The 11,990-nt window shown below is 60.1% G+C and carries 11 protein-coding genes and 2 pseudogenes; 2 read left to right on the top strand and 11 right to left on the bottom strand.

Annotation, left to right across the window (positions count from 1 at the left end; genetic code table 11):
* Positions 1-125: 125 nt before the first annotated feature.
* From mbnM to VIF40_RS14765, 7 genes are all read right to left on the bottom strand, one after another.
* A complete protein-coding gene (mbnM, locus tag VIF40_RS14795; RefSeq protein WP_331938278.1) occupies positions 126-1,430 on the bottom strand; it encodes a methanobactin export MATE transporter MbnM in 1,305 nt (434 codons plus the stop codon).
* Positions 1,427-2,017, bottom strand: coding sequence for a methanobactin biosynthesis protein MbnC (mbnC, locus tag VIF40_RS14790; RefSeq protein WP_331938277.1), 591 nt, complete (start codon positions 2,015-2,017; stop codon positions 1,427-1,429). Before mbnC ends, mbnM begins: the two co-directional genes overlap by 4 nt.
* On the bottom strand, positions 1,989-2,819 hold the full coding sequence (gene mbnB / locus VIF40_RS14785) for a methanobactin biosynthesis protein MbnB (protein WP_331938276.1): 831 nt from the start codon (positions 2,817-2,819) through the stop codon (positions 1,989-1,991). Before mbnB ends, mbnC begins: the two co-directional genes overlap by 29 nt.
* An 84-nt stretch (positions 2,820-2,903) precedes the next feature.
* The gene (mbnA, locus tag VIF40_RS14780) at positions 2,904-2,999 is read right to left on the bottom strand and encodes a methanobactin (protein ID WP_157235562.1); all 96 of its coding nucleotides are present in this window, start codon (positions 2,997-2,999) and stop codon (positions 2,904-2,906) included.
* Positions 3,000-3,112: 113 nt separating this feature from the next.
* Entirely contained in the window at positions 3,113-4,183 is a 1,071-nt protein-coding gene (locus VIF40_RS14775) for a histidinol-phosphate transaminase (RefSeq protein WP_331938275.1), read from the bottom strand.
* 433 nt (positions 4,184-4,616) lie between these two features.
* Positions 4,617-5,306, bottom strand: a complete 690-nt coding sequence (locus tag VIF40_RS21520) for a DUF4189 domain-containing protein (RefSeq protein ID WP_414684813.1) — start codon at positions 5,304-5,306, stop codon at positions 4,617-4,619.
* 69 nt (positions 5,307-5,375) lie between these two features.
* Positions 5,376-5,897: an RNA polymerase sigma factor gene (locus VIF40_RS14765; RefSeq protein ID WP_331938273.1), complete on the bottom strand. Its 522-nt coding sequence runs from the start codon at positions 5,895-5,897 to the stop codon at positions 5,376-5,378.
* A gap of 49 nt (positions 5,898-5,946) precedes the next feature.
* On the opposite strand from VIF40_RS14765, the gene VIF40_RS14760 reads away from it, so the two are divergent.
* The gene (locus tag VIF40_RS14760) at positions 5,947-6,195 is read left to right on the top strand and encodes a hypothetical protein (RefSeq protein WP_331938272.1); all 249 of its coding nucleotides are present in this window, start codon (positions 5,947-5,949) and stop codon (positions 6,193-6,195) included.
* Between the two features lie 618 nt (positions 6,196-6,813).
* On the opposite strand, the gene VIF40_RS14755 is transcribed toward VIF40_RS14760, so the two are convergent.
* From VIF40_RS14755 to VIF40_RS14740, 4 genes and pseudogenes are all read right to left on the bottom strand, one after another.
* A complete protein-coding gene (locus tag VIF40_RS14755; RefSeq protein WP_414684814.1) occupies positions 6,814-9,318 on the bottom strand; it encodes a TonB-dependent siderophore receptor in 2,505 nt (834 codons plus the stop codon).
* A gap of 160 nt (positions 9,319-9,478) precedes the next feature.
* Positions 9,479-10,210, bottom strand: coding sequence for a FecR family protein (locus VIF40_RS14750; RefSeq protein ID WP_331938279.1), 732 nt, complete (start codon positions 10,208-10,210; stop codon positions 9,479-9,481).
* A gap of 60 nt (positions 10,211-10,270) precedes the next feature.
* Positions 10,271-10,423 (bottom strand): annotated as a pseudogene (locus VIF40_RS14745) (FecR/PupR family sigma factor regulator); the annotation flags it as partial.
* A 107-nt stretch (positions 10,424-10,530) separates the two neighbouring features.
* Positions 10,531-11,031: a sigma-70 family RNA polymerase sigma factor gene (locus tag VIF40_RS14740; protein WP_331938270.1), complete on the bottom strand. Its 501-nt coding sequence runs from the start codon at positions 11,029-11,031 to the stop codon at positions 10,531-10,533.
* 682 nt (positions 11,032-11,713) lie between these two features.
* On the opposite strand from VIF40_RS14740, the pseudogene VIF40_RS14735 reads away from it, so the two are divergent.
* Positions 11,714-11,990 (top strand): annotated as a pseudogene (locus VIF40_RS14735) (transposase); the annotation flags it as partial.

Raw genomic sequence — 11,990 nt, 5'->3', positions numbered from 1 at the left:
TTCAGCGCCAGCCCGCCGATCCAAGCGCTCGTCGAGCACCTGATGCGCGAAGCGAACACATAGAGCGTCTTCGAGCGGGCGTCCATTTCGGCGTATTGCGAGCCCGTGCGACCTGGGACGCGGCGTCAGATCGCCGTCGATGTTTCGGCGCCGGACCGCGGCCGCGCGGCCCGCGAGACGAGAGGCGCCTGCTTCCAGAAGCGCAATGCGCCGAGACCTTCCGGCACGATCAGCGCCAAATAAGCGACGAGAGGTGAATCGATATAAAGTCCGAGCGCGACGAGCGGCAAGGCGACCAGCCAAAAGACCGAGCTATCCGTTCTCGCCACCGTCCCGAACGACCCTCGAGCCTGCAAGACGGCTCTGAGAATCGACGTCATGTAGCGCAGCGGTATCGACGCGGCCAAAATTTCGACCAAGGTCGTCCACCAAGGACCGTGCTGACCATATAATCGCCCGAGTGCGTCGGTTCCGGCCATGAGCAAGATCGCGACTCCCACGGCGAAGGGAGCGCCTTGCAGCGAGACCGTTCTGATCGAATCTATGAGGCGTTCGTCGGTGAGCCCTGCGAGACGAAACGCGAGAAAGCGCATCAAGGTGACGAGCGGCGTGAAAACGATCAACATCAACGTCTGACCGGCGGCGAAGCAATTCAGCCGCCCGACGTCATAGTTGCCGAGTCCGGGCGCCGCGAACATGGTGAGGCATGTGAGCATAGCGAGATGCATGGCGACGCCGCGCTCTGACTCCCAGAGCGCCGCATTGCCGAAGCGGCGCGCCCATGAAGCGCCAGGCAAGGTCAGCCAATCGACGCCATGCCGCAATAGAGCCCGAATTCCCCAGATCGACGAGCCGACGCAGACGACGGCCCCTATCTGGAAGCAGCTGGAAAACCCTAGCCCGAAAATCTCCATGGCCAAAAAATTGCCGATGGCCTTGGCGGCGAACTCCCACAGCTTCCATTTCACGACTCCGTTGCCTTGGTCGAGCGCATGGAGCATGAAGGCCGAAGTGCTGCTGATGAAGCGGAACGGCGCGGCGAGCGAATACCAGAGCACTCCGTCGCAGATCAATCCGGCGATCGCATCATCGCCGACGAGCAGCTTCGCCAATCGAGGATAAGTCGCCGCTCCGAACGCCGCGCAACACAAGCCCGCGAGCAGCGAGAGCCATAGGATCGCTCCAATGATGCGCGGACTCGCCCCGTTTCGCCGCGCCTCGCCGATCGCGGTCGAAGCGACGGCGCCCATCGCGCTCAGCAAGATCACATCGACGATGACCAAACGCGTCGTCATCGCATAGGCGCCCGGCGCACCGCCGCCCAAATGGCCGACCATTATGACATCGGCTTGCTGTGCGAGCTGTCCCGCCACGATCACCAGGAGCAAAGGCCAATAGCCTCGCCAAAAGCCCTTGTCGTTCTCGATCATAGAGGTATGGGCCACCACCCCGGGAAATGATCGAGCTCGTAGCCCGGCGTCCGAAAGCACCCAAAATTGCCTTCTGGCGCCGGAAGCTCACATTCGAACTCGACCTGTTCGACTTCGATGAAGCGCGTCTCTATGCTGCTGAGCTTCCAGCCGGCGACAGCCTTCGTCGGCCCGATCAGGCGGCTCGCGATGACGATCCCGCAATAGTCGAGATCACGGTCGCGCCCCGACCACCGCGATGCGGCCGCAGCCATGAGCTTCAGAGCGAGGTCTGCTCCGACGCGCTCGCGAAACTCCGATTGCAGCAGCCATTCCGCCGCCCAGATATGATAGGCCCAATCGAATGTGAGCTTCTTCTCCTGCGCCCATTGCATGAACGGCAGGAAAATCGCGCGCCCGTCGGGGCCCGAAAGCTCCAGCAATTGCGGAACGGCGTCGAACAGCACATGCCAATAGGCCCGATAGCTGATGTCGAGACGAACATGACTTCGTGACTCTCGCGCGAACGCGTCGAGCCGCGAAGGATTCATCATGTCTTGATAGAGATCGGCGTCGATTCTAGCCGGCGCAGGCGACAAGAGACTCATTCGTCGTGTCCTCGGCGTGGGGGAAAATCTCGCGCAGACGTTCGAGATCGATCGCGATCGAATCATATTCGATCTCGAAATCGCGCTCATATGTGATCGTCGAGCCCGGCTTGTCGAATGCCGCGCGCATGGAGCGAAGGAATTCCAACGTATCCGGCGCCATTTCCCTGTCGTGCGAATCGACGATGACTCGCGGGTCCAGAAACGAAGGCCCATATCCCGCGACATGAAAATGTCGCGTCGACGAGATGACCTCGTTCCAAGCCTCCAGCGACACGCCGCAATTGTGTCGGGCGACCACCGCATTGGAGGCGTCGAAGAGGACGCCCGCTCCGGTCTCTCGGCAGAGCTTTTGAAAAAACTCGGGCTGCTCCCATCCACCGTCCATGATGGATGGGTAGTTTTCGAGATGGAGTTGGACGCCGAGCATATCCTGCCATTGCTCCACTCGATTGCGCACGGGGCCGTATTGGGCGTAATCGATTTCGCCGAGATAGAAGAGATTCCGTCCGTTCGGCGCAAAGCGCAGCAGATGGTCGGACACATAGACCGGCTGTAGCGCATCGATGAAAATTCGGATCTGCTTGGCGAGCTTCTCGAGCGTCTCTCTATCATTCTCGAGAAACTTCGACAGCATGATATGGAACCCGACCGGACACTCGAACGCATCCGCCAGCTCTTTGACCGGAACATTCAAGAAATTGTCGATGAGCAGCTCGCAATAGTCGATCTGCCGCTCTCTGAGCATGCGCCGAACCATGTCCAGCGTGCCGTTCAAGGTGAAGTTGAATCCGATTTGCATCTGGATAGCTTTCGACGATGTCCGCATGGAAGCTGGAAAGCCGCCCCCGGCCGTATGAACCGGGGACGGCGCTGCCGAATAAAATCAGCAGGTGCCGCACCACGGCGGGTTGCACGCACACATGGCCTGAACGCGGCCGATCACGGGGAGGATTTCCTTCTTGACGACTTTGATGGTCATTGCTTGCTCCATTCGGCGTTTGATCTGTCGTCACGCCGTCGCAACCGGCGACGTGACGACTCGCTCTTCCGCAACGCCCCAGCGGAAGACGATTCCGTGTCGCGTATCGCTCTTTATGTCGAGAGCCCCGAAGATTCGCAGCTCTCGGCGGGCGACAGCAATGCGAGCGCTTCGAGCAGCGCATCGTTTTCCGACGGCGTCCCGACAGTGATGCGCAAATGTTTCCCGATCCGAGAGGTAGGAGGAAACGCTTTGACAAAGATGCGAAATCTCTCTCTCAATTCCTCCGCGACGCTCGCGCCAGTCCGCGGCGTCGCGCAAAACAGGAAATTGCCTTCCGAATGAAAGGGGAAAAAGCCCGGCATCGCAGCCAGTTCCTCACGCAGGCGCTCGCGCTCGCGTTTCACCTGGTCGATGAGCGGCTGGAACAGAGCGGCTTCTTCGAGAAAGATTCGCGCGACGCGTGCGGTCATCGCATTGACGCGGTAAGGGAGCGAGGCGCGTTCCAATTCGCGAGTGAGCGGCTCCGATGCGACAAGATATCCCAATCGGCACCCCGCGAGTCCGATCTTCGAAAATGATTGCGCGACGATTACATTGTGGCGATCGATCGCATCCATCGCATAGGAGACGTCCGCATAAGCGGAATATGCCTCATCGAGGCACAGCAGGTCGCTCGTGGACGCCGCGAGCCGGTCGAATGCGGCGCGATCCAGGGCGCGGCCGGTCGGATTATTGGGATTGCCGACATAAAATATCTTTGCGCCCTCCACCGCCGTCATTTTGTCGGCGACCTCCGTCGACAAGGCAAATGCATCGTCGAGCGGAATGGTGACAAAGCCTTTGTCGTTGAGAGCGGCGAAATGTCCGTAGAGCGGGAATGTCGGCGTCGGAACGACCACCGCGTCGAACGGCCCCCCGAAAGCACGACAAACGAGATCGAGCATTTCCGTCGAGCCGACGCCGAGAAGAATATTTTCGGCGCGCACGCCGATATTCGCTGCGATCGCGGCCTCGAGCGCGTCGATCTCCGTCGCATCGGGATAGCGTCGAAAGTCGATGGTCGAAATCTCTCGCGCGACACGCGTCAGGAATTCGTCCGGGAGAGGAAAACGCATCTCATTGGCGTCGAGGCAAAGACCGTCGGTCCGCGGAATCGAGCCGTATATCGGCGTCGCTCCCAAGCGTCTCTTGGCTTGCGGCCGGGCCGTCGCAGAGTGTGACGCAGGTTGCTCGAGAACATCGATCAGGACCGACAAGGCGCATCTCCTGTTCTACCGATGGTGAAAGCTATCGTGGCCATGCCTGCGCTCGCTCTGTGTGCTTCATCAAAACATGAGACGATGGCGCCTCGCGCGTCGGCGAGTCATCTACGAAACATGTCGGATCATTCACTCGTCATGAAAGACGCGCAGATGCGATCGAAACCGACATGGGCGGAAAAAAAATTCTCGTGATACCGAAAAATTCGTTCGATCAATCTACGTCACGATGATCGACTAGAAGGAGACATACGTCGGCGCTGGAACTTATGCGCGCACCGTGAACGAAAGCCCGCTCGATCCGAAGATGTGGAAGCGAACGGCCTCGCAGCGGCGACGCCGTTCGTCATGTTTCTTATCGGGCGGCCGTGTCGGGGAGGCTCAGCTCCAGCGCTTTCGACAATCGCGCGCGATGCGCCTCGATCTTATCGCTTTCGGAGCGAGGAATTTGCGGAAATGCGAGCGCCTGCACGCAAGCATTCGTCGCGGCGGCGATCGATGTCGGCGAATTTGGCTTTTTGAAGCACCTGCGCCAGCTCTCGATATATCTCGCCATGCTCGGATCGAAGGGCGTCGCCGATCCGGAGCGATGCGCATCCGCATCGGCGCCCTCGTCATTTTCGCAGAGTGCTTCGATGATCTTGCAGGGACCTTTCGCGCGGCATTCGGCGTCGGCTTTGTCTCGGGCGTGAGCGAGGTTGTCGCCGGGCGCCACTGCGTAGCGAGATCCATCGATACTCACCGCGACGGCGGAGCAGCCGTCGTGAAACGACTGCACGACCGTGCAGGCGCTTCTCTCGCCGCCGCAAACATAGACGGCGAATCGCGCGGCCCCGCGCGGGTCTGAAAAGCCGCGAGCGGAGCCTGTCAGCCATTCCCCATTGTCACGTCGTCCGAGCGCGAGAGCCGACTCCGCCCGAGAGCCGGAAGCGGCTCCCGATAAGAGCAAAACCCATGTCGATAGGATGTATGCGGCGCCGCATCCGAGGCGCACTCTCTTCGGCCTGTGCGCAGGAGCGTGAAATAGTGAGATTGGTTCGGTCATGAACGAGCTCGATTGCTGATGAGTCGACGCACGCTCGACGAGTCGACGAATGCGCGCGCCTGTCGGAAGTCATGCGGGATTCGACGGTTGAAACGCCATGCTGTGGCGTAAATCGCCGCGGGCTTTGGTCAAGTGCCTTTCCACCGTTCGGGTCGATACGCCGCAACGGTCGGCGATTTCGGTGTTTGTGGCGCCGTCGACCACTTTCAAGAGGATGATCTGCTTGCGCAATGGCGACAGCTGTTCGAATGTCGAGGAATAGTGGTGGAGCTCGGCAACATTCGGCGTGTCGGAGTGAATGGGAAGGACGACGGATTCGTCGAAGGGCGTCGCGGCGTCGGTAAAGGCGGAGCGGAGCTTTCGCCGCCTGTGCATGTCGATGACGAGATTAGCGGTGATGCGATATAGATAAGCGCGCGGGCAGGTTAGCTTTTCGGCTCCCTCCTTCACCAGTCGCAGATAGGCCTCCTGAACGACGTCTTCCGATTCTTCCCAACCGAGCCGACGGCTGGCGAATTGACGTAATCTGGGCGCATAGTCCCGGTAGAGCTGTTGGACCGACTTTTCCTTCGCTGTCATGCGCATCTCCATAGCTTCGCTCGGAAGTGGTGAAACAGGCGTTCTGTGGGCTCTAGCGTCTATGGTGCGATCGATCGCCTCCTTCGCCGCCGAGCTTCTTTACGGATCTGGCCAACTGCCGAATATGAGAATGGCTTCGGTTCAAAGCGATCTGATTCATCGGCACGATGAAGACGGCGGGGGCGTTCGATGCATCCGCGAGCGCGATCCGGCACATGAGTCCGAACTGTTCGCCAGCGTCGAAGACTTCGATCACCGTCAGGCGGGACGAGCGTCGGACATCGATCGAGCGACTACGCAAGAAGGATAATAGCGCGGGTCGGCCTTGCGCCGCGAAAGGCAATTCGCGTCGCAGGCGAGCGATGAACTCTCTTTCTCTTTGCATGCCAATTCGCCTCGAATGAGATTGCGAGAAGCTAAAAAGGCGGGAGCGACGTCACGACAGATCGATCGCTCTTCGCAGAATGGAAGACGCGTAGAAATTGCGGTCGAGTCCGGTCGTCGGCTCAGGCGCGAGCAGCTTCGGCTTTCCCGAGTCGCCTGGTCAGTTGTCCGTGGGCGGCGTCCGTCGCCGCGCTCGGTTCGAGGCGGCTTCGCTCGGAGCGCGCTGGATGTGCGGCCGCGTCATGCGGTGTCGATGCGGCGAGCGTGCTGCGCCACAGCGGTCACGCTGGCGCCTATGACGCGCGTTTGATGTGATGTCGGGGCGGCGAATGTGGCCGTTCGAACGCCGACACGGTTTGCATGTGACGGAGCGCTTCGCGCCGTCATTTCCTTCGAAAATCGTAACGGCCGCATTTTTTCCTCTGACGATCGGTTTTAGTCGCCTCGCTTTCATCGATGCAACAGTGGGCGTCGTCGCGTGAGACGAGCGCCCGCTAGATGAGGCGTTCCGCTCGAGGCGGGAGGCGTCCGCTTTTTCAGCCGTTCAGAACTCCCATCGGAGCGAGCCCAGAAAGCTGCGCGGCGTTCCCGTTTGAATCGTCGTCCTGCTGCTCCCCGTAGGATAATAGATGGTGTCGGTTATGTTCTTGACGTTGAGCTGCGCGGTCACCTTGTAGCCCGCGATCTCGGTCGCATAGGCGACCATGCCATTGAGCAACGCATAGCTCGGCAGGATCAATGTGTTGGCGTTATCGCCGAAGGAATCGTCGACGACGGTGACGCCGGCTCCGAGGCTCAGACCGCGCAATTCGCCATCGGCTGCGTATTTGACCCAGAGGTTGCCGTAGTTACGCGGGCTGCCGGGCAGCTTATTGCCGGCAACCGCGAGCTGCGTCGTCATCAGCGTGGCGGGATTATAGGTGAGCGCGCCTTGCATCGTGCGCACATCGTCATGCGTGTAATTGGCGATCACGCTCCAATTGTCGTCGATGCGGCCCATGAGATCGAATTCGACGCCACGGCTGCGCGCCTTTCCGATGACCAGCGAATTGCTCGCGTTGGAGGGGTCCGGCGTCGGAATATTCGTCTTTGTGATGTCGAAATAGGCGAGCGTCGCCGTCAGCCGACCGTCCAGAAGCTCCGCTTTGACTCCGCCTTCGAACTGCTCGCCTTTTTGAGGCGGAAGCGCCAGTCCGAGGCTGGTCGTATTGTTCAAGCCGAAGGAGCGCGTGAAATTGCCGTAGAGCGAGAGCCATGGCGTGGGCTGATAGACGAGGCCGACTCTCGGGCTGAACGCCTTATTATAGACCGTGGTGTAGGAAGTGAGAGCGCCGGCGAGCGAGGTGACGGTCTTATTGCTGCCCGTTTCCGCCCAATCATAGCGCCCGCCCAGCAGCACATGGACCGAGTCGTCGAAGAAGGAGACCATGTCCTGCGCATAGACGCCGGTCCAGCGTTGATCCTGCGTGATATATTGTGGGGCGGCGAAGGGATTGTCGAGCGTCCAATAATTGGGAGCATAGATGTTTATCGAGCTCGTCGCCGCGAAGATATTCGCGTACATCGGCATATGGGTGCTGAGATAATCGTAGCCGACGAGGGTCGAATGCGATAGCGGGCCCGTCTCGAACTTGCCTTTGAGATCCAGATTGGTCGCAAAGTCGAATTCGTGGAATCCGCCGCCGAGCGTGGAGTTCGTCAATGTGCGCGTGAGAACGCCGGTCGCTTGATTGATGGTCCCGCCGAGCGTGTTGATCTGGCTGTCGTCGAATGTCGAATAGCTCATCCGATTGGTGAGGCTCCAACCGGGGAAGAAATCATAGGTCCAGTCATAGGCGACGCGCTTCTTATCGTATTCGTGCGGAGAGGTCGTCGTCAGAAGCGGAGTCTGAAGATAGCGTGAGATCGGTATCGGCGCCGGATAGGAGCCGATCGCCGGCAGCACGGGATAGTCGTCGACCCAAGTGCGATGCTGATATTCGAAATCTATATTCATCCGGAATTGCTCGGTCGGACGAAAGCTCAGCGTCGGCGCCAGAAAAATATTCTGGTCCTTCACGAAATCCCGATAGGAATAGGTGTGGTAGAATTCGCCGTTGATCCGATATCCGAATATATTGTCCGGCGTCAGCGGGCCGGTGGCGTCGACCGTCGTTCGGGTCAGTCCGTAAGAGCCGTTCTGCTGCTGAACGGAATAATAAGGCGTCTCCAACGGGCGCTTCACCACGAGATCGATGAGGCCGCCGGGCTCCACGCGGCCATAGAGAATCGCCGCCGGACCTTTCAACACCTCGACCGATTGCAGATTGGCGGTGTCGAGATAGCGCATTCGGTATTCCATCAGGCCGTTCTTATAAGAATTGCCATTGCTAGAAAATCCACGAATCTTATAGGATTCGGAAAAACCCGGAGTCGTTTGCACGGAGCTGACATTGGTGACGATCGCGTCCTTGACGCTGATCGCTTGCTGATCGTCCATCAGCTGCCGCGTCACCACTTGAACGGCGACCGGCGTTTTGAGCAGCGGCGTGTCCATCTTCATGGCGCTGGACGCGTTTTCGGCCTTATACCCGGTCATGCGATCGCCGGGGCCCTGAGGAGCGCCGCCGGCGCGACGACCCGCGCGATCGGTATTCGATTCGTGTCCGATGTCGATCGTCGGCAGCGGCGTCGCGCCGTCCGGGCTCGCGTCATTGCGCACTTCGGTCGCCTGGGCGAGAACGATCACCACGGATTTTCCGTTGGGCGACAGCTCATATTTCAAGCCGGTTCCGGACAGAACTTGCGACAGCGCTTCGGCGAGGCTGTGCGGGCCGGTCAGTCCTCTGGTCCGATGGGAGCGGGTGAGGCGCGAATCGTAGACGATGCGCACACCGCTCGCGTCGGCGACGCTGTTGAGCGCCGTGGAAATCGGTCCGGCCGGAATGTCGTAGGTGCGCACGATCTCGGCGATTTCGCTCTGCGACATCTGGGCGTGCGCTTCGGCGTGATCCGCATTCGATCCGAATGCGAGAGCGCTCATCGCGGTCACGATGGCCGTCGCGCTCATCATCCCACCCCTCGCTGACTTGCTTCCGTTAGGAATCCGATCCGACATCTATTTTGGTCCTGTCCCATCTCCAGGCGGCAGACATCGCGCCTCCCACTTTGACAAGGACGAACCATCCCCTCCTCCGGGGAGGTCGAAGAGCAAAAAAAATTCTTCTCTTTTATCCCGTGAGCACGACGAGATAGCCGAGATTGAGAGCGCGGAGGCCGAGAGCCTTCTCGATCGCGGAAATCGCGGCCATTGGCTCTGCCGCGTCGAACACGCCGCTCACGCGCCTCTCTCGGATCGAGGGATCGAGAACCAAAATGTATCCGCGCAGATAATGTCCGAGGACGGAGACAACCTCGGTGAGCGGCCTGTCGTCGAAAATCAGCTTTCCGCGCCGCCATGCGGTCACATGGTCGACCTGCACCCGATATGGATCAACCGCGGCGACGCCCGGCCCAAAAGCGCTCTGTTCGCCTTCATCGACGATGATCGCCGGGCCGCCCGACATGACGCGCACGCGATGCTGCGCGACTGTGACCTCCGTTCGTTCCCCTGTGGTCGAGATGTCGAAACTGGTGCCGAGAGCCGTCACCGAGCCGCGGGCGATCAAAACGGAAAAGGGCCTGTCGGCGTCCGGCGCGACGTCGAACCAAGCCTCGCCCCTCAAGAGCGTCACGTTTCTCTTGCCTTCGTCGAAATCCAGCGAGATGGCCGAGCGAGGGCCGAGTTCAATCCGCGAGCCGTCCGCTAGCTGAACCATCTGCGTCTCAGCGACGCCGGTTCGGACCTGCGCCCACAGCATGATCCAGGCCTCGTCGAAATAGACATAGGACAATAGGGCGAAGGCGAGCGCCGCGAGGCCGCCGGTGACGCGAACGTGCCGCGTCGGGCGCGGCGGGCGCACCTCGAACTCGTCTATGAGCGGCCGCAGGCCTTCGAGATCTCCCCAGATACGGCAAACCTTCTCAAATGCCTCGCGGTTAGCCGGATCACGCGTCAGCCAAAGGACGAACGCCTCGCGCTCCTGCGGAGTCGGAGCTCGGCAGTCGAGGCGCGTCCACCATTCGATGGCCGCTGTCCGGCGGCTCGCCCGATCAAAGGGAGCGTCATCCTCCATAGGTCGCGCCAATCTGCCTCTTATCGGACGTCACCACCGCTACTGACCCCTTACTGTAACATGACGTATGTCGATCGTGATAAAGGAGGTCCTCTCGAGGAAAAATTTTAGTCGAGCGCCGCATAGCACCGCTCTAGCGCCAGTCGCAGATGTTTGAGGACCATGTTTCGGGAAATGCCCAACCTATGAGCGATCTCATCCGGCGAGAGATCATGGAAACGACGTAAGATGAAAACTTCCCGGCACTTGGGAGGTAGACTCGTCAACGAGGCGTAGAATAAACGGAGACTTTCCTTCGCCTCGAAAATCTGTGACGGATCGAGCCCGGCCTCGGCGATCTCGGTCGGAATGTCGCCTGGCGTGATGTGCTTGGCCATGCTCTTGGTCTGACGGGAGAAGTCGCGCGCCAAATTGATCGCCGTCGTTCGCAAATAGGCGTCCTCATCGATGATCGGCCCAATCTCCCGACGCCGCAGGAGTCGCACAAAGGTCTCTTGTAGAAGATCGAAAGCATCCTCGTGGCCCACACGCCGCATCAGACAGCCGAGAAGATCGCGCTTGTTGCGCTCGAAGAGTTCGCCGATCAAACGGCCTTTGGTCTTGGACATGGGCGGTCTTCCGCTGGAGCCTCGAACTCGCGAGCGAGAGGCCGCCCCGAGCGGTTCCCGCCTCGAATAATCTCCCCGCTCTAGATCAGGGAGACGCGCGTTCAGGACAGAGACGGCGGAGCGCGAGCGAGGTGAGAGTTTGCCCAAGGTTCGAGGCTGCGGTCGAAGTCGTCGACCGAGGCAAGGGGGACGCCGGTCGAGGTTGGACGGGCGAAAAAATCGCAAACAACTGCGAGGAGCGAAAGCAGAGTGGGCGGATCGTCCCGTCCGCCTGCCCCACAGAGAAGGCAGCATTGAGTGGTCGTGTGGCGTTCATCAATAGGGGCGCCTCGATCCGACTCCGAGTCGATTCGGCAGATCTCATAATTTGCAGCCGCGAATGAGGCGGAGGCATGAAATCGGAACGCCGCAGCACTCCGTGCGGAGGAAATAATACCCTGCATTGCGACCAAGCAAATCACAGCGCCGATAAGGGCGCCCGCTACTAGTTTCCGCTGAGATCCCCAATCCGCCATAAGTGATTTGTAATCTCGGTCTCCGTCCTCGGTCAAGGCGCTGGGACATCCAACTGAACCGCGCCGGGATTGCCGGAGGCTCCAACCCTTGAGAGGATGGAGCCATGGATACGAAGAAGAAGACATCGAACAGATTTTGACCTGAGGTTCGGGAACGGGCGGTTCGGATGGTGCTGGAGCACCGGGGCGACCATGCCTCGCAATGGGCGGCGATCGCCTCGATTGCGGCGAAGATCGGCTGCACGGGCGAGACATTGCGGAACTGGGTCCGCCAGGCGGAGCGCGACTCGGGCGCCCGCCCTGGCGCGACGACGGATGAGCGCGATCGGATCAAGGCGCTGGAGCGCGAGAACCGCGAGCTGCGGCAGGCCAATGAGATCCTGCGCAAGGCGTCGGCTTATTTTGCGGCGGCGGAGCTCGACCGCCGCTCGAAACAATGATCGC

Source organism: Methylosinus sp., assembly GCF_036560965.1.
Classification (GTDB): domain Bacteria; phylum Pseudomonadota; class Alphaproteobacteria; order Rhizobiales; family Beijerinckiaceae; genus Methylosinus.
Note: the sequence above shows the minus strand (reverse complement) of the source record. Positions and strands in the feature narration are given on the sequence as shown.